The organism is Streptomyces sp. AB3(2024), from assembly GCF_041862025.1.
Taxonomy (GTDB): domain Bacteria; phylum Actinomycetota; class Actinomycetes; order Streptomycetales; family Streptomycetaceae; genus Streptomyces.
In genome coordinates this window covers 20,861-36,882 of the sequence record NZ_JBGWAB010000050.1, presented here as the reverse complement: position 1 = coordinate 36,882, position 16,022 = coordinate 20,861, and the positions used below count along the sequence as shown (strand labels likewise).

At 74.5% G+C, this 16,022-nt stretch carries 17 protein-coding genes and 1 pseudogene; 7 read left to right on the top strand and 11 right to left on the bottom strand.

Going from position 1 to position 16,022, the window contains the following annotated elements; genetic code table 11:
- Positions 1-9: 9 nt before the first annotated feature.
- Positions 10-267: a hypothetical protein gene (locus ACEPPI_RS20615; protein ID WP_373916706.1), complete on the bottom strand. Its 258-nt coding sequence runs from the start codon at positions 265-267 to the stop codon at positions 10-12.
- A complete protein-coding gene (locus ACEPPI_RS20610; RefSeq protein ID WP_373916705.1) occupies positions 254-544 on the bottom strand; it encodes a DUF6400 family protein in 291 nt (96 codons plus the stop codon). The genes ACEPPI_RS20615 and ACEPPI_RS20610 overlap by 14 nt, the downstream gene beginning before the upstream one ends.
- Positions 545-771: 227 nt before the next feature.
- Here ACEPPI_RS20610 and ACEPPI_RS20605 point away from each other — a divergent pair, with 227 nt between their 5' ends.
- Positions 772-1,980, top strand: coding sequence for a cytochrome P450 (locus tag ACEPPI_RS20605; protein ID WP_373916704.1), 1,209 nt, complete (start codon positions 772-774; stop codon positions 1,978-1,980).
- A gap of 44 nt (positions 1,981-2,024) precedes the next feature.
- Here the strand turns inward: ACEPPI_RS20605 and ACEPPI_RS20600 are convergent, their stop codons facing one another.
- Both ACEPPI_RS20600 and ACEPPI_RS20595 read right to left on the bottom strand, forming a co-directional pair.
- Entirely contained in the window at positions 2,025-2,507 is a 483-nt protein-coding gene (locus ACEPPI_RS20600) for a hypothetical protein (RefSeq protein ID WP_373916703.1), read from the bottom strand.
- Positions 2,508-2,574: 67 nt separating this feature from the next.
- A complete protein-coding gene (locus ACEPPI_RS20595) occupies positions 2,575-3,129 on the bottom strand; it encodes a YceI family protein (RefSeq protein ID WP_373916702.1) in 555 nt (184 codons plus the stop codon).
- 381 nt (positions 3,130-3,510) lie between these two features.
- Here ACEPPI_RS20595 and ACEPPI_RS20590 point away from each other — a divergent pair, with 381 nt between their 5' ends.
- Positions 3,511-4,359, top strand: a complete 849-nt coding sequence (locus tag ACEPPI_RS20590; RefSeq protein ID WP_373916701.1) for an aldo/keto reductase — start codon at positions 3,511-3,513, stop codon at positions 4,357-4,359.
- A 20-nt stretch (positions 4,360-4,379) separates the two neighbouring features.
- Here ACEPPI_RS20590 and ACEPPI_RS20585 read toward each other — a convergent pair whose 3' ends face one another.
- On the bottom strand, positions 4,380-5,573 hold the full coding sequence (locus tag ACEPPI_RS20585) for an MFS transporter (RefSeq protein ID WP_373916700.1): 1,194 nt from the start codon (positions 5,571-5,573) through the stop codon (positions 4,380-4,382).
- Positions 5,574-5,669: 96 nt separating this feature from the next.
- Here ACEPPI_RS20585 and ACEPPI_RS20580 point away from each other — a divergent pair, with 96 nt between their 5' ends.
- On the top strand, positions 5,670-6,266 hold the full coding sequence (locus ACEPPI_RS20580; protein WP_373916699.1) for a hypothetical protein: 597 nt from the start codon (positions 5,670-5,672) through the stop codon (positions 6,264-6,266).
- Positions 6,267-6,396: 130 nt separating this feature from the next.
- The gene (locus ACEPPI_RS20575; RefSeq protein WP_266846052.1) at positions 6,397-6,747 is read left to right on the top strand and encodes a hypothetical protein; all 351 of its coding nucleotides are present in this window, start codon (positions 6,397-6,399) and stop codon (positions 6,745-6,747) included.
- A 55-nt stretch (positions 6,748-6,802) separates the two neighbouring features.
- Here the strand turns inward: ACEPPI_RS20575 and ACEPPI_RS20570 are convergent, their stop codons facing one another.
- Positions 6,803-7,762 (bottom strand): hypothetical protein, encoded by a 960-nt coding sequence (locus ACEPPI_RS20570; protein ID WP_373916698.1) that lies wholly within the window; start codon positions 7,760-7,762, stop codon positions 6,803-6,805.
- A 251-nt stretch (positions 7,763-8,013) separates the two neighbouring features.
- On the opposite strand from ACEPPI_RS20570, the gene ACEPPI_RS20565 reads away from it, so the two are divergent.
- Positions 8,014-8,295 carry a hypothetical protein gene (locus ACEPPI_RS20565; RefSeq protein WP_373916697.1) on the top strand — a complete coding sequence of 94 codons (282 nt, stop codon included), beginning with the start codon at positions 8,014-8,016 and terminating at the stop codon, positions 8,293-8,295.
- Between the two features lie 34 nt (positions 8,296-8,329).
- Here ACEPPI_RS20565 and ACEPPI_RS20560 read toward each other — a convergent pair whose 3' ends face one another.
- Complete coding sequence (locus tag ACEPPI_RS20560; RefSeq protein WP_373916696.1) at positions 8,330-9,193, bottom strand: class I SAM-dependent methyltransferase; 864 nt, start codon at positions 9,191-9,193, stop codon at positions 8,330-8,332.
- Positions 9,194-9,200: 7 nt separating this feature from the next.
- A complete protein-coding gene (locus ACEPPI_RS20555) occupies positions 9,201-9,476 on the bottom strand; it encodes a hypothetical protein (protein WP_373916722.1) in 276 nt (91 codons plus the stop codon).
- Between ACEPPI_RS20555 and ACEPPI_RS20550 the strand changes: the two are divergent.
- Positions 9,441-9,646, top strand: a pseudogene (locus ACEPPI_RS20550) (helix-turn-helix domain-containing protein); the annotation flags it as partial. The gene ACEPPI_RS20555 and the pseudogene ACEPPI_RS20550 overlap by 36 nt on opposite strands.
- On the opposite strand, the gene ACEPPI_RS20545 reads toward ACEPPI_RS20550, so the two are convergent.
- From ACEPPI_RS20545 to ACEPPI_RS20535, 3 genes are read right to left on the bottom strand one after another with little or no spacing between them, the layout of a single operon-like run.
- On the bottom strand, positions 9,616-10,830 hold the full coding sequence (locus tag ACEPPI_RS20545; RefSeq protein WP_373916695.1) for an FAD-dependent monooxygenase: 1,215 nt from the start codon (positions 10,828-10,830) through the stop codon (positions 9,616-9,618). The pseudogene ACEPPI_RS20550 and the gene ACEPPI_RS20545 overlap by 31 nt on opposite strands.
- A gap of 35 nt (positions 10,831-10,865) precedes the next feature.
- Positions 10,866-13,754, bottom strand: coding sequence for a BTAD domain-containing putative transcriptional regulator (locus ACEPPI_RS20540; RefSeq protein WP_373916694.1), 2,889 nt, complete (start codon positions 13,752-13,754; stop codon positions 10,866-10,868).
- Positions 13,755-13,779: 25 nt separating this feature from the next.
- On the bottom strand, positions 13,780-14,544 hold the full coding sequence (locus tag ACEPPI_RS20535; protein WP_373916693.1) for an SDR family oxidoreductase: 765 nt from the start codon (positions 14,542-14,544) through the stop codon (positions 13,780-13,782).
- Between the two features lie 324 nt (positions 14,545-14,868).
- Here ACEPPI_RS20535 and ACEPPI_RS20530 point away from each other — a divergent pair, with 324 nt between their 5' ends.
- On the top strand, positions 14,869-15,816 hold the full coding sequence (locus tag ACEPPI_RS20530) for a nucleoside hydrolase (protein ID WP_373916692.1): 948 nt from the start codon (positions 14,869-14,871) through the stop codon (positions 15,814-15,816).
- The last annotated feature ends 206 nt before the right edge of the window (positions 15,817-16,022 follow it).

Genomic DNA, 16,022 nt, shown 5'->3' with positions numbered 1-16,022 from the left:
GGAGGCCGGTCAGAGGCCGGTCAGGCCGCTGCCGATGCGCTTCCACACGGAGCGCGTCGCCCCGAAGCCGCTCTCGTGCTCCCAGACGTGGGTGCAGCCCGGGCACTGGAGGTGGAGCAGGCTCCCGGTGTTGGAAAGCATGTAGCGCCAGTGCTCCGAGCAGCTCCGGCGCTCGTCGCACGGGGCGCAGCCGCGGGCGTCGTCGCAGTTCGGGCAGGCCACCCAGGCGCGTCGCCCGATGTCGGCCTGCGGGTCAAGCGGCAGCACGGCCGCCCCCGCGCGCGGGCAGCACTCCGGCCGCGACGAGCTCCTCGTACACGCGCTGCTGCTCCGCGTCGAGGCCGGAGTACAGCAGGTCGTACGCCGCCTCCTCGCCGCGCAGCACCTCGATGGGGTCCCAGTCGGGGCCGAGGGCGGCCATCACCTGGGCGCGCCGGGCCACCTCCTGGGAGGTCAGGTCGACGTCGAAGGGCACCAGAGCGGGGCCACCGGGCTCGGTGGGGCCGTCGGGGCCGGTGTGGGGGGTGTGGCCGTGGGGGGTCATACCTCGAAGTTAGGTAACCCTTCTTTTCCCGGTCAAGGGAGGGTGGGCGGAGTCACAGCGGGCCACGGGCCGGGGGCGGGCGGCCGCCCGATGGATATGGAGGGCCGGATTCCTTACCGGTCAAGGGCATTCGGACCTCACGGGGCGGCCGTATGAGCGCCACCACTGTGGGGGATACATGTATCTGCGGAGTGATCCCGCGACGCATTCGATTCAGGGGGAATGGAATGGCGACTCGGCCCGACAGGATCGATCTGCTGGAACTCGGTCCGGACTTCGTCCGCGACCCGTATCCGGTCTACGCGCGACTGCGGGCCGAGGGGCCCGTCCACCACGTACTCACCCCGGACCGCCAGGACGTCTGGCTGGTCGTCGGACACGAGGCCGGCCGTACGGCCTTCACCGATCCCCGGCTGAGCCGCGACTGGCGCCGCTCCGGCGACATCGGCAAGATCATCAACACCGAGCAGGACCACCCCGCGCTCGCCCACATGCTCATGGCCGACCCGCCGGACCACACCCGGCTGCGCCGTCTGGTGGCAAGCGCGTTCACCCCGCGGCGGATCGAGACCCTGGCCCCGCGCGTCCGGCAGATCACCGACGAACTGCTGGACGCCATGGCGGCGCTCCCGGAGCGCCGGGCCGACCTGGTGGACGCCTTCGCCTTCCCGTTGCCCATGACCGTGATCTGCGAGCTGCTCGGTGTACCGGAGCTGGACCGCGGTGCGTTCCGCGGCTGGTCCAACGAGATGGTCTCCCGCACCAGCCCGGAGGCCGAGGCCGCCGCGTACGCGCAGATGCCCCGGTACCTCGTCGGGCTCATCGAGGCCAAGCGCGCCGCGCCCGGCGACGACCTCCTCAGCGCGATGATCCACGCCGTCGACGAGGGCGGCGACCGCCTCTCGCCCGACGAGCTCATCGGCATGAGCGTCCTGCTGCTCATCGCGGGGCACGAGACCACCGTCAACATGATCGGCAACGGGATGCGCGCCCTGTTCGCCCACCCCGACCAGCTGGCCGACCTGCTCGCCCACCCCGACCTGCTGGACGGGGCGATCGAGGAGATGCTCCGCTACGACGGGCCGGTGGAGACCTGCACCGACCGCCTCGCCCTGGAGGACGTGGAGATCGGCGGGGTGGTGATCCCGGCCGGTTCCGCCGTCCTGATCGCCATGGCCGACGCGGACCGGGACCCGGCGCGCTTCGTGGACCCGGACCGTTTCGACATCCGCCGTGACGCCCGCGGCCACATCGCCTTCGGCCACGGCCTGCACCACTGCCTCGGGGCGCCCCTCGCCCGCCTGGAGGGCCGCATCGCGCTCCGCTCCCTGCTGGACCGCTTCCCCGGCCTCACCGACGACGCCGGCGGGGCCGAGCCGGCCTGGGTGCCGGGCATGCTGATCAGGGGCGTAAGGCAGCTGCCCGTTCGCTGGTGATCCGGTCCCGGGGAGGGGCCCGCGTCCGCGGCCCCTCCCCGGGATCAGGAGCCGGGCGTCGTGCCCGGCCCGGGAGGGTACGGGACCACGGCGGCCGACGGATCGTCGGCGGGCCCCACCGGCCGGCGTCGACGGGCGAAGGCGTGGGCGAACTCCACCGGGTGACCGAGCGTCAGCGTGTCCGCGCCGCCCGCACCGCAGGGCCCGGAAGGCGACGGGGCCCCGCCGTCCACCCGGTACCCCGTACGGATCAGTTGGTCGTCCGGGCCGCTGTGGTCCACGGCGGCGAAGCCTTCCGAGTCGGTGCCCCACTGTCCGTCGACCCGCCACGTGTAGCGCAGTTCCAGCAGGCCGGGACCGGGGCAGCTCCAGCGGAACCGGCCGACGCTCAGCTCGGAGCTGAAGCTCTCGAAACGGCTCCAGCCCCGGCCGTCCGGCAGGAAGACGAGTGCGCTGGTTTCCATCGCGCCCTGTTCCAGGGGCGCGCTGTCCCACAGGCCGGTCAGACGGTCGTCGAGAGGTGTCACCGCCCGATCATGGCCGATCCGGGCCGGCGGCGAGAACCCGGCCCCCGGAGCCGGGGAGCCGACCCGGTCAGGCCTGCCGGATCGCGGACACCTCGAACTCCAGGACGACCTTGTCGCCGACCAGGACGCCGCCGCCCTCCAGGGCCGCGTTCCAGGTGATCCCGTACTCCTTCCGGCTGATCGGCACCGAGCCCTCGAACCCCACCCGCAGGTTCCCGAACGGGTCGGTCGCGCTGCCCTGGTACTCGAACTCGATGCCGATCGGCCGGGTGACGTCCTTGATGGTGAGGTCGCCCGTGACGCGGAAGTGGGTTTCGTCCAGCGGCTCCACGCCCGTGGACACGAAGGTGATGTCCGGGAATTTCGGGGCGTCCAGGAAGTCGTTGGTGCGCAGGTGGCCGTCGCGCTGTTCGTTGCGGGTGTCGATGCTGGCGGCCTTGATGGTGACCGTCGCCGACGACTTCGCGGGATCCGTGCCGTCCAGGTGGGCGGTGCCTTCGAACTCGTTGAAGGCCCCGCGGACCTTGGTGACCATCGCGTGCCGGGCCACGAACCCGATCTGGGTGTGGGCGGGGTCGAGGGAGTAGTTCCCTGTGAGCGAGGTGAGGGGGGTCGTGGTCATGGACCTGCTCCGCGGGGGCTGGGGGACGGGGGGAGGCGCTGGACCACGCTAGCCAGACCCGCCCTGACCGGCGCGTGCGACCACGCCCACGGCGCCCGCGCGTCACCCGATCGGCGAACGTGCCCTGCCACGCCGGCCGGGAAGAACCGCGGTCCGGCCCGGGTCCGGGGCGCGGCCCCCCGGGGGCGGACCGGCCGTCCGGGCCTGACGGGCGGGACGCGGGCCGCCGAAGCGTCCCTTCCCCGGCCGCCCGCGGGAGGCGGCCACATGGAGGACGCGCCGGGAGGCGGCGCCGGACGCGGGGTAGCGCTGAGGAAGGGGGCCGGCGTCCGTCCGGGCACCGGCCCCGGCCCGCGCACGTCCCCCGCGTAAGGACCCCGCATGCAGCACGTCACCTTGAACAACGGCGTCGAGATGCCGGTCCTCGGCTTCGGCGTCTATCGGATTCCGCCGGAGGAGACCGAACGGGCCGTCGGCCAAGCCCTCGCCGCCGGATACCGCTCCCTCGACACCGCGGCCGCCTACGGCAACGAGGAAGCCGTCGGCCGCGCGATCAGGAGCAGCGGCGTCCCGCGCGACGAGCTGTTCGTCACCACCAAGCTGTGGATCTCCGACGCCGGCGAGGACAGGGCCGGGCGCGCGTTCCACACCTCGCTGCGCAAACTCGGCCTGGACCACGTCGACCTGTACCTGATCCACCAGCCGTACGGCGACGTCTACGGCTCCTGGCGCGCCATGCAGAACCTTCAGCGCGAGGGGCTGGTCCGGGCCATCGGGGTCTCGAACTTCCACTCCGACCGGCTGCTGGACCTGATGGACCACAACGAGGTCACCCCGGCGGTCAACCAGGTCGAGACCCATCCCTTCCACCAGCGCACCGGCGATCAGGAACTGATGGCCGGGCGCGGGGTCCAGATCGAGTCGTGGGGCCCCTTCGCCGAGGGCCGGGGCAACCTGTTCACCCACCCGGTGCTCGCCCGGATCGCCACCGCGCACGGCAGGTCGGTGGCGCAGGTCGTCCTGCGCTGGCTGGTCCAGCGGCAGGTCGTGGTGATCCCCAAGTCGGTGCGCCCGGAGCGGATGGCGGAGAACCTCGACGTCTTCGGCTTCGCGCTCACCGACGAGGAGATGGCGGCCATCGCGGCCCTGGACACCGGGGCGTCGGTGTTCTTCGACCACCGCGACCCGGCCGTGGTCAGCCGGCTCGGCAACATCACCATCGACACCTGAGGACGGCCGGGCGGCCGTCCTCACGGCGCCGGCGCCGGCACGGGGCGGCGCAGCAGGTAGAGCGCCGCCGCCGAGACCAGGACGGCCATGCAGGCGATGAACACCAGTCCGGCACCCTCCAGCCCGAGCGGGCCCGTCAGCACTCCCACGCCGATCACCGGCACCGAGATGCCCGCGTACGCCACCACGAACAGGGTGGAGATCACCGCCGCCCGGTGGTGCGGCGGGGACGCCCCGGCCACCGCGGACAGGGCCCCCCGGAAGGCCAGCCCCTGTCCCACGCCGCCCACCAGCGCGCTCAGCACCACCAGTGCCAGCAGGTCCCACCGCAGCGCCCCCGCGAGCAGCGCCAGCCCCGCGAGGAGCCCGGCGCAGCCCAGCGGCAGCGACCGCCGTACGCCCACCCGGCCGACAGCCAGTTGCCCGGCGGTGGACGCGAAGAAGGCCAGCGCGACGACCAGTCCGCTCACCGCCCGGTCGTGCACGCCGAGGGACTCGGCGAGGAACGCCGGGCTGACCGACGTGAACACCCCGAACAGCGCGAACCCCACGAACGAGGCGATCGCCGCCGGTCCGAACACCGCCCGCACCTGCGCGGGGAGCCGGAGCCGCTGCGGCCGTACGGTGCTCAGCGGACGCTGCTCCCGTACGGTCTCCGGCAGCCCCGCCAGCACCGCCGCCGAGCCCGCCACCAGCGCGAGGTGCACCCAGAAGGGCAGGTACAGGGGCCAGGGGGCGTACTGCGCGAGCAGTCCGGCGAGCAGCGGACCGCAGCCGAGCCCGCCCATGTTGGCCGCCGTCGCCACGAAGGTGGCCCGGGAGGTGCCGCCGGGCGGGGCCAGCTCCATGACGAACACGGTCGCCGCGCCGGTGAACAGCCCTGCGGAGAAGCCCGACAGGACCCGACCCGCGTACAGCCAGCCGAGGCCCGAGGCGCACAGGAAGCAGACGGCGCTGCCGGCCGCGCACGCGAGGCCCGTCCAGAGCACGGGCCGCCGCCCCACCGCGTCCGAGGCGTTGCCCCCCAGCACGAGCACCCCGATGACCGCGAAGGCGTAGACCGCGTACACGACGGTGACGGTCAGTTCGGAGAAGCCGAACTTCTCCTGGTAGAGGCCGTAGAGGGGGGTCGGGAGCGTGGTGCCCGCCATGCACACGGCGAACACGGCCCCGGCGAGCAAGCACTGGCGCCACTGCCGGCGATCACCGTCCATGCCGCCGAAGGTAACCCCGCTCGGGTCCCCGTGCCCGGCGCGCGCCGCGGCAACCGGGGGCGGGGTGAAGGGCGTCCCCCTGCGGGGGTGGTGTTCATGACAGAGATGGTCCGGCCGGGGTGGCGGCTCGCCACCGTGGCCCTGCCCGGCCTCGCCGCCGGGGCCGTGTACGCAGGGGCGAGCTGGTGCTACGCGGCCTCCTCCGCACCCTCCGGGGCGGTCGCCGTGGTCGGCGGAGCCGTGCTGATCCTCGGCGTCTGCACGGCGTACTCCGTGCTCGTCGGCGGCGCCGGCGGCCTCTTCGGGGCGCTGCTGCTGTCCCTGGGGCTGCTGCTGGCCGTGGCCGCGGCCGACCAGGCGGCGGCCCGCACGGCCGCCGCCACCTGCGCGGTGCGCGAGGTGCACATCAGGGTCCAGGACTCCGCGGGGGAGGGCGCGCCGCCCACCCGGACGGTGTACCGGCTCGTACTGGACTGCCCGGGAGGCTACCCGGCCGAACTCAAGGAGGACCGGCCCGTCGCCGCGCGAGGAGAGCGGATCCGCGTCGCCTTCGACCCGGCGCACCGCGTGTCCCCGGAGTTGGAGGGGCGTACGCGGCCCTGGAAGGCCGGCCTGTGGAGTGCGGCCCTGATCGGCCTCAGTACGGTGATCGCCTGGGCGAAGCGGCGCCCGTACCGGGAGGAGGGGGCCTGACCGGACGCGCCCGGCGCCCCCGTCCGCCGCGGGCCGGTTCATCCGGCCGGCCGCGCAACGGATGCCGCCGGAGCGCCGTCGGTGCAGGCTGCGGGCAGGAGAGCCACCACCGCACAGACGAGGATCCGCCATGTCCCACCACCGGCGCACCGGCGTCATCACCGGGGTCGCAGCCCTGCTGCTCACCGCCACCGCCTGCTCGGGCCTGGGCCGGAGCACGGTCGGCATGCTCACCTTCCGCGGCCACGACTCCCCGGTCGCGCTGTCGTACTCCAACACGAACGTCAACGGCTGCCACCGCATCAACCTGCCGCGGGGCGCCACCCACGTGGAGAACAACACCCTCGTCGACGTCGTCCTGTACCGGACGGAGAACTGCGAGAAGACCGACCGGGCGGACGGCGTCTACGTCGCCACCACGCTCTCGAACGTGACGGCCCCGGTCTCCCTGCCCTGGCGCAGCTTCAGCGTCATCCACTGACCCGCCGTGCGGGGCAGCGCCGGCCCCGCCGCGGGGGCGGGGCCGGCGGGCGCGGTCACCAGTAGATGACCACGTACCCGTTGCCGCCGTCCTTGCCGTTGCCGCCGGGCCGGGCGGCCTCGCCGCCGGTGCCGCGCTCGCCGCCGTTGCCGCCGACCACGGTGTTCGGGGGCAGGCCGACGATGCCGTCGGGGGCGACCCCGCCCGTGCCGTTGGAGCTGCCGTTGCCGCCGTTCAGGTTGACCCCGCCGGTCGAGCACCAGCCCTTGCCGCCGGCCCCGCCGGCACCGTTGCCGCCGTCGACGATCCCGCCGCCGGCCCCGCCGCCGCCCCCTTCGCCCCCGGTCGCGTTGAGCAGGAGCGTGTTGTCCGAGGACCGGGTCAGCGAGGACGCGGTGCCCGCTGTGCCGGGACCGCCGGTCGATCCGGGGCCGCCCATGGTTCCGGGCGCACCGCCCGTACCGCCGTCGCCGCCGTCGCCGATGTCCACCCCGTACGTGGTCAGCGGCTTCACCTGGACGGTGCACCAGGTGAAGCCGCCCGCCCCGCCGCCCCCGCCGTTGCCCCCGTTGTAGGCACGGGCCTCCAGGCGGCCGCGGCTGCCGCCGCCACCGCCGCCGCCCCCGCCACCGGCACCCCACGCCTGGACGAACACCGAGGTGACGCCCGGCGGCGGGGTGAAGGTGTTGTCGGACGTGAACTGCTGCAGTCCGTGGATGACCTGAGGGGGCTTCTTCTTGTCCTTGTCTTTGTCCTTCTCCTTCTCCTTCTCCTTGCCCCAGTCGTCCCCGTCGTCGTCGCTGTTCCCGCCGTGGTCCTTGTCCGACGGGTTCTGCTTCTGCTGGGCGGCGGGCGTCGGCTTCGGCCCCGAGGGCCCCGGCCCGTGGGCGGACGCGGCCGGAGCCATCGCCACCACCTGGCCGGTCAGGGACGCCGCGGCGGCGAGGGAGGCGAGGAGGACCCGGGAACGGACACGGGGCCGCCTGGTCGTGACGGGATGCTGCGAGAGGTTCATGAGTTCCTTCCCCGCCGGCCGCCGGAGGCGCCGCGGGATTGCGAGGGGACGGGTGCGTGGGCGACTGGGCACCCCCGTGGGCCGGGCGTCCCCGCCACGCGATGCCCATCCCAGCGCTCCCCGCCGCGGGGCCGCCGTCGGCGCGGCCGGGGCTGTGGACCAGGCAGGTGAGCATTTCGTCAGACCGGAGCAACGCTGGGCCGGCCGGGGTAGCCGGTGTCACGGAGCCGACCGGCCGTCGTTGCCCTGACATGACCGACTTGATGGTGAAGATCCCCGCCGACTGGCTCGCCCGCGTTTTCCTCTCGCTGCGCCGCAGCGCCCTCGACGACGCCCAGGCCGTCGCCGCCGAGCTGTGGCCGTTCACGGAGCAGCCCGGGCAGCGGGTGCCCGTGCCCCGGGCCACGGTGATGCGTACGGAACGGGCCCTGCGGGGAGAACTGGCCCGCGTCGAGGAACCGGAACGCCGCGCCCGCCTGAACGAGGAGACCGCCCGGCTGATCAGCGCCCGCCTGGGCACCGGGGACCGCTGACCCGGCGCGGAGGTTCCGGGCTCCCGCCCGGGGCCTACCCGCCCGGCCGGCCGCCCCGCGGACCCGCTCCGGCCCGCCGGCCCCAGGCGGTGATCAGCCCGGGGGACAGGGCGGCGCAGTCGGGGGAGTCCAGGTAGCGGACGGCTGCGTCCACGGCGGCGTCGTCCACGAGCCCGGTCGCGGTCATCGCGGTCCGGGCCCGCTCCCAGGTGTCGGCCCAGAAACGGCTGATGGGGCTGCCCGGGAGCAGCGGCGGGACGTGGATCTCGGCGGCCACCTCCGTCAGCCCGGCGGCGCGCAGCAGCTCCGGGTACCGGGGCGTCCAGTCCACGTCGGTGCCGATGCTCGCCCGCAGCCCCTGCCACATGGCGCGCACGGCCCGTGTGTACGGGGTCGCGGGCGCCGCCGCGGTCGTCAGGTCCACGGCATCGCCGAGCACCAGCACCCCGCCGGGGACCAGCAGATCGGCGAAGCGGGAGATCAGGCGCTCCCGCTCGGGCAGGTGCATCAGTACGAAACGGGCGTGCACCAGGTGGAAGCGCCCGGGGTCGAAGGCGGGGTCGCCGATGTCCGCCTCCAGGGTGGCCAGGCCCGGCTGTGGACGGGACGCCAGGAAACGGACGTCGCGGTCGACGGCCAGCACGCTCGTCACACCGGCCCGCATGAGCAGCCCCCGGGCGACGCTGCCGGTGCCGGCGCCCAGTTCCAGGCAGGTCCAGCCGGGTCCCGCGCCCAGGGCCGTCAGCCGGGCGAGCGTGATGTCGTCGTAGGCGAGCGCTCCGAGGTCGATGCGCTCGTCCTCACCGGCCTGCTCGGGCCGGAACACGGCCGTGCCGTACCGGCCCGGCACGTCGTCCTCGGGCCGGGCCCCGTCGCCCGCCGCCGCGTGTGCGCCCATGGATCGGTCACCGCCTCCCGCTCACGCCGTCCCGGCCCGCGCGTCGCGCACGGCGCCGGGTCAGTGGTTCCAGTATCGGCGCGCGCCACGGGGTCGGCGCGACAGTCCCCCGGAAGGTCAAGGTCACGGTCACGGTCACGGCCGCCGCCTGGCGCGGCGCCGTGTCGTCGGCCGGGAAGGCGGGGCCGCGGCCCGGGACGATCACGTCCGCGGCGTCCAGCACCCGCAGCCGGGACCGGAGCAGCACCGCGTGGTCGTCACCGCCACCGGCACCACCCCGCACGCCTGGCTCCTCGGACTGCGGCTCAGCCGCGCCGAGGAACTCCTGGAGTGCCGGTCGAGGAGGTCGCCCGCCAGGTCGGCTACGGCAGCGCGGCCGTGCTCCGCGCCCGGTTCGTACGCCGCGGAGTACCGCCCCGCACCTACCGCCGCTCGTTCACGCGCACCCCGTAGTCGGGCAGGTCGATGTTCTCCGCGGCCTTCCGGGCGATCTTGGCAGCCATGTCCTTTCCCGGCAGGTACGGCATGAGGCGGTAGTAGCGGTTGAGGAACGCCGCGAGGAAGCGGCTGCCCGGGACCATCAGTTTCGCCACGCCGTCCCCCATCTTCTGGCAGCCCTCCGCGTACGCGCGCATCCGCTCCTCGTAACGGGCGAAGGCGACGCGGTGGTCGCCCGCCGCGGCGGCCAGTTCCCCCGCGAGGACGTAGGCGCCGACGAGCGCCAGGCCCGAGCCCATCCCAGACAGCGAGGAGGGGCAGTACGCGGCGTCGCCGACCAGGCAGACCCGGTCCCGCGACCAGGTGTCCATCCGCACCTGACCGACGGAGTCGAAGTAGAAGTCGGGGGCCCGCCGCATGTCCCGCAGCAGCCGCTCGCATTCCCAGCCGTTGCCGGAGAACCGCTCCGCGAGCACGTCCTGTTGCGCTGCCGCGTCCCGGTGGTCGAGGTCCAGGAGCGGTGAGGCGAAGTAGAAGACGGCCTTGGCCTCGGTGTTGTTCCGGGCGCTGTACATCGCCGCCAGCCGGCCCGCGGTGCGGTAGGCGTGGCCCGTGCGGTCGAGGCCGAGGTGGTTGTCGGTGGTGAACACCGCGCAGTGGACGCCGAGGTGACGGACGAAGCGGTCGTGCGGACCGAAGGCCAGCCTCCGGGTCGTCGAGCGCATTCCGTCGGCCCCGATCACCAGGTCGAACCTGCGGGGCGCGCCGCGCTCGAAGGTGACGTCCACGCCGTCCGCGTCCTGGGTCAGGGAGGTGACGGAGTCCCCGAAGACGTACTCGGTGTGGTCCTCCGTGGCGTCGTGGAGGACCCGGGCGAGGTCGCCGCGCAGCACTTCCAGGTCCCCCGCGAACAGGTCGGCGGGGAGGGTGGCGCGGGTCCGGCCGTGGGTGTCGACGTAGCTCATCGAGCCCGTGTGGGTACGGACGGCGTCGAGTTCCCCGAGGAGGCCCATCCGGTCGAGGACGGACAGGTGGGCCCGGCCGCGGAAGTCGACGGCGTAGCCGCCCTCGCGCAGGGCGGGGGCGCGCTCGACGACGGTCGGGCGGAAGCCGTGCCGGTGGAGCCAGTAGGCGAGGGCGGGGCCCGCGACGGAGGCGCCGGAGATCAGGACCGTGGTGTTCTTCTTCGTGTTCGTCATGCGGGTCAGCCTGTACGGGGCGGCTCACCGGGCGCTCACATCCGGCTCACCGCCTCGGTGAGCGGCTCCGGCAGGCCCAGGATGCGCAGCGCCTCCCGGGTGTCCCGGCCGGTGAGCGTCCGGGCGTACGAGGCGGCCTCCCGGGCGCGCGCCCGGGCCGTCACGCCGTCGCCGCGCAGTTCGGCGACGCGGGAGAGGCCGGCGAGGATGCGCACCCGGTTGCCCGCGCTCTTGACCCAGTGCGGGTCGGCGCGTTCCAGGGCCTCGGCGTACAGGCGCCCCGCCCCGCCCGGATCGGCCTCCAGGAGGGCCATGTCGCCGAGTCCGCGCAGGGCGGCGGCCAAGCCCGCCGAGCTGCCGGCGCTCCGGGCCAGGGCGGCGGCCTGCGCGTAGTCGGCGCCGGCGGCCACCGGGTCCGCGTCGACGACGTGGTCGCCCCGGTTGACCAGCAGGTCGGCGCTGTCCTCCAGGGCCCCGAGCTCCTGGGTCAGGGCGAGCGCCTCGTCGGTGAGGGCGACGGCCCCCGCACGGTCCCCGCGCGCGCCCGCCAGGCCCGCGAGCACGTCCAGCGCCAGCGCCCGGCCCCACCGGTCACCCACCGCCCGGAAACCGTCCGCGGCCTCCGCGAAGGCCGCTTCCGCGCCCGCGCCGTCCCCGTCGCCGAGGGGCCCGAACCCCGCCACGTAGCGGGCGGCCGCCCGTACCCACGGGTCGCCGCAGTCGTGTTGGGCCGAGACGAAGGCGAAGGCCTCGCCGGGGTCGCTCTCGGTCGCGTTGCGCATCATCCACGACAGCAGCACCACCGGGTAGCGGCCCGTCCGGTCACCCGGCCAGGCGGCGGCGAGTTCCCGCCCGGCCCGCGCGCGGTGGCGCCGCCACACGGCCGCGCCGCCGTCCCCGGTCGCGGCCAGCAGCACGCAGACCGCGTACTCCTCGCCGGACCCCTCCGGCACCTGCGTGCCGACGCCCTCCAGCAACGCGGCGGCCTGCGGGGAGACGGAGGACCGGACGCCGCGGATCCACAGGTAGGAGGAAGCCGAGGCGAGGAGTTCCAGGCCCGTCTCCCACCGGCCCGCGTCGATGGTCCAGGCCAGCGCCGCGAGCAGGTTCCCGTGCTCGGCCGACAGCGCCGCGAGCCGGCGCAGCTGGCCGGCGCCCCTGGTGTCCGGATCGGCCGCCCGTACCAGGTCCAGGAGGAGCCGGGCGTGGACCGCCCGTACGCCCTCGCCCTCGCCCGCCGCCTCCAACTGCTCGGCACCGTACGCGCGGATCGTCTCCAGCATCCGGTAGCGGCCGCCCGCGACCTCCAGGAGCGATTTGTCGATCAGGGACTCCAGCGTCTCCCCGTCCGCCCCGCACACCCGCCGCGCCGCGTCGGGGGCCGCGCCGCCGGCGAAGACGGTGAACCGCCGCGCGGCACGCTGCTCGGACTCGGAGAGCAGCTCCCAGCTCCAGGCGACCAGCGCCCGCAGGGTCCGGTGCCGCTCCTCGGCACTGCGGTTGCCGCGGGCCGCCCCGATCCCGAGCCGGTCGTCCAGCCGGCCCGCAAGGTCCTCCGGCTCCAGCGTGCGCAGCCGTGCCGCCGCGAGCTCGATGGCCAGCGGCAGGTTGTCGAGGGCCGCACAGATCCGGCCGACCGTCTCCGTGGCGGGCGCCGGCCCCCGCCGCACCGCCGCGGCCCGGTCGGTGAACAGCCGGGCGGCCGCCGTGTCGTCCAGCGGCCGCACCGGCCAGAGGCTCTCCCCGATGACGGCGAGCGGCTCACGGCTGGTGGCGAGCACGCGCAGCCGCGGACAGGCCGCCAGCAGGCGGGCCGCCAGCAGGGCGGCCCCGTCGACGAGGTGCTCGCAGTTGTCCAGGACGAGCAGCAGCGCCCGGTCGGACAGGGCCATGACCAGGCGCTCCACGGGCGTCTGCCCGGTGGGCCCCAGCTGCAGCCCGCTCTCCCGCAGGCCGAGTGCCCCCAGCACCGCCTGCGCCGGATCGGCTCCCTCGCGTACCTGGGCGAGCTCGACGAAGCACACCTCGTCACCGCTGCCCGCCGCGACCTCCACCGAAAGCCGGGTCTTGCCGACCCCGCCGGGGCCGATGAGGGTGACCAGTCGGGCCGCCCGCAGGAGGGAGGTCACCTCCTCGACCTCCGCGGCCCGGCCGACGAAGGAGGTCAGCTGGGCCGGGGGAGCGGTGGGGCCCGACGAAGGGCCCGCGGTCAGCAACTCCCGGTGGAGTGAGGTCAGATCGGCCGACGGGTCCGAGCCGAGCTCGTCCGCAAGGTGGCGCCGGGTCTCCTCGAAGACGACCAGCGCCTCGCCCTGCCCGCCCTCGGCGGCCAGGGCCCGGATCAGCAGCCCCGCCAGCCGCTCCCGCAGCGGATGACGGCCCACCAGCTCACGCAGTTCGCCCGCGACCCCCCGGTGCCCGCCGAGCCGCAGCTCGGCCTCGATGCGGTCCTCCAGGGCGGCGAGGCGCCCCTCCTCCAGCCGCGCGGCGGCGGCCCCGGCCGTCCGGCTCTCGGCGAGGTCGGCCAGGGCCGGCCCCCGCCACAGCTCCAGCGCCTCGCGCAGGAGCGGGACCGCCCGCGCGGCGTCGCCGGCGCCCAGCGCCTCCCGTCCCTCGCGGGCCAGCCGCTCGAACCGGCAGGCGTCCACGTCCTCCCGACGTATCGTCACTCGATAGCCCGCCCCGGCGCGTTCGATCGCCGCCGGGCCCAGGACCGCGCGCAGCCGGGACACCTGGGAGTGCAGCGCGTGCGTCGACGTCGCCCCCTGCGGGGCCGTCTCCTCGGCCAGCAGGTCGGCCGAGACGACCTCCCCGGGCCGCACCAGCAGCAAGGTCAGCAGCGCCCGCCGGGCCGGCCCTCCGAGGGCGACCTCGGTGCCGTCGTCGTGCCGTGCCACGGTCTCGCCCAGGATGGAGAAGCGCATGCGGGCGATTATCCATCAGCGGAGATCATCCCAGGGGGCCGAGCCAGGTTCCGCCGGAGACGTCGACGGTCTGCCCGGTCACCCACCGCCCGTGCGGACCCGCCAGGAAACCGACGACGTCGGCCACGTCCTCGGGCTCACCGAGCCGTCCCAGCGCGGTGATCGACTCCAGTGCGGCCACCACCTCGGGAATGGCGGTGTATCCGGCCGTCATGTCGGTGCGCACCGCACCCGGTGCGACCGTGTTCACCGTGATCCCGCGCCGGCCCAGTTCGTTGGCCAGCGAGGGCGCCATCGCCTCGATCGCCGCCTTGGTGATGGTGTAGCCGATCTGGGTGGTGACGGCGAACCGGCTGGCCGTCGAGCCCATGTTGATGATGCGTCCGCCGTCGTTGAGCAGCGTCAGCGCCCGCTGGATCACGAAGAACGGCGTGACCACGTTGACGGTGAGCAGGTTCGCCAACTCCTCCAGACCGAGCGTGTCGACCGAACTCCCCGAACTCATACCCGCGTTGTTGACCAGGATGTCCAGCCCGCGCCCGGCCAGCCCCTCGGTCAGTCCGTCGAACAGCCGCCCCACCGCGTCCACTTCACCGAACCGCGCCCGTACCGGGAACGCCCGCCCGCCCGCTTCCTCGATCAGGGCCACCGTCTGCCGGGCGGCGGCCTCGTTGCCGCCGTAGTGGACGGCGACCAGGGCGCCCTCGGCGGCCAGCCGCAGCGCGATCGCCCGGCCGATGCCCCGGGATCCGCCCGTCACCAGTGCCGTCTTGCCGTTCAGCATGCCCATGGTCCGCTCCCTCGTCAGGTGGCCGGATCTCGGTCGATCCGGCGACGAGGACCACATTGGCGAGACGGGCTCACCGCCCGCTCACCGCCCGCTCACCGACCCACGGGCCACGGGCCACGGGCCACGGGCCGCGTCCCACGCGCCACGGGCCGCGACCGGGGGCGCGGTGCGCACACCGCTCCGCCGGCCGGGGCGACACCCACATCCGGCCGACCCGGCCGACAGGGTCGGGGCGCCGCGCGTTTTGGCTCGGAACGAGCGGCCGACGCGCCCCGGCGACGGCAGACTGGGCAGGTCAGCAGCCCCGTACGAGGAGGACCGCCCGTGCCCGTCCCGATCATCATCGACTGCGACCCAGGGCACGACGACGCCCTCGCGATCATGCTGGCCGCAGCCGACCCCGCGGTCGACCTGCTCGCCATCACCACGGTCGCCGGCAACCAGACGCTGGAGAAGACCACCCTCAACGCCCGCCGCGTGTGCACCATCGCCGGGATCACCGACGTGCCCATCGCCGCCGGGTGCGCACGGCCGCTGCTCCAGCCGCTCGCCGTCGCCGAGGACGTGCACGGCGCGTCGGGGCTGGACGGGCCGCGGTTCCCCGAGCCCACCGTCGACGTGGTGCCCGAGCACGCGGTCGACCTCATCCACCGCATCCTCCTCGAACACCCCGAACCGGTCACCCTGGTGCCGACGGCCCCGCTGACCAACATCGCCCTGCTGCTGACGCGCCACCCCGACAGCGCCGCCCGGATCCGCGAGATCGTGCTCATGGGCGGGTCCACCGAACGGGGCAACCGCACCCCGGCGGCCGAGTTCAACATCATGACCGATCCGGAGGCAGCCGACATCGTCTTCCGCAGCGGGGTCCCCCTGACCATGTGCGGGCTCAACGTCACCCACCAGGCCCTCGCCACGCCCGAGATCCGGGCCCGCTTCGACGGCCTGGGCACCGAACTCGGCCAGGTCTGCTCGGAACTGCTGGCCTTCTTCGCCTCGACGTACAGCCGCCTGTGGGGCATGCCCCACCCCCCGCTCCACGACCCCGTCGCGGTGGCCCGGGTCATCGATCCGTCGATCGTCGACGTCAAGGACGCGAACGTCACGGTCGAACTGCACGGCCGCTACACGCGCGGGGCCACGGTCGTGGACCTCCACCGCTACCTGGACCGCCCCGTCAACGCCCGCGTCGCCGTGCACCTGGACGCCGAACGGTTCTGGGACCGCATGGTCACGGCCGTCGACGTCCTCGGCTCCCGCCACACCACGTAGCACCGGGACACGGCCGCGCCCCGTACGAGTACGGCCACGAGTACGGCCACGAGGCCGCCGCACAACAGCCGCACGGACGGACTCGAACGCACGCACCCGCGGATCAGGCCACCACAGCACATTTGCCGCCGTTCCCCATCGATCGGGGCGCGGCGCGCCCGGCCACGGGCTACACAGGAGTACGGGGCCGTCGTCCGCTGCCCCGG

Bases quoted from the DNA above. Each gene is read 5' to 3' on its own strand.
- ACEPPI_RS20610 (WP_373916705.1), bottom strand. From the start codon at position 544: ATGACCCCCCACGGCCACACCCCCCACACCGGCCCCGACGGCCCCACC.
- ACEPPI_RS20605 (WP_373916704.1), top strand. From the start codon at position 772: ATGGCGACTCGGCCCGACAGGATCGATCTGCTGGAACTCGGTCCGGAC.
- ACEPPI_RS20595 (WP_373916702.1), bottom strand. From the start codon at position 3,129: ATGACCACGACCCCCCTCACCTCGCTCACAGGGAACTACTCCCTCGAC.
- ACEPPI_RS20590 (WP_373916701.1), top strand. From the start codon at position 3,511: ATGCAGCACGTCACCTTGAACAACGGCGTCGAGATGCCGGTCCTCGGC.
- ACEPPI_RS20585 (WP_373916700.1), bottom strand. From the start codon at position 5,573: ATGGACGGTGATCGCCGGCAGTGGCGCCAGTGCTTGCTCGCCGGGGCC.
- ACEPPI_RS20580 (WP_373916699.1), top strand. From the start codon at position 5,670: ATGACAGAGATGGTCCGGCCGGGGTGGCGGCTCGCCACCGTGGCCCTG.
- ACEPPI_RS20575 (WP_266846052.1), top strand. From the start codon at position 6,397: ATGTCCCACCACCGGCGCACCGGCGTCATCACCGGGGTCGCAGCCCTG.
- ACEPPI_RS20570 (WP_373916698.1), bottom strand. From the start codon at position 7,762: ATGAACCTCTCGCAGCATCCCGTCACGACCAGGCGGCCCCGTGTCCGT.
- ACEPPI_RS20565 (WP_373916697.1), top strand. From the start codon at position 8,014: ATGACCGACTTGATGGTGAAGATCCCCGCCGACTGGCTCGCCCGCGTT.
- ACEPPI_RS20560 (WP_373916696.1), bottom strand. From the start codon at position 9,193: ATGGGCGCACACGCGGCGGCGGGCGACGGGGCCCGGCCCGAGGACGAC.
- ACEPPI_RS20545 (WP_373916695.1), bottom strand. From the start codon at position 10,830: ATGACGAACACGAAGAAGAACACCACGGTCCTGATCTCCGGCGCCTCC.
- ACEPPI_RS20540 (WP_373916694.1), bottom strand. From the start codon at position 13,754: ATGCGCTTCTCCATCCTGGGCGAGACCGTGGCACGGCACGACGACGGC.
- ACEPPI_RS20535 (WP_373916693.1), bottom strand. From the start codon at position 14,544: ATGGGCATGCTGAACGGCAAGACGGCACTGGTGACGGGCGGATCCCGG.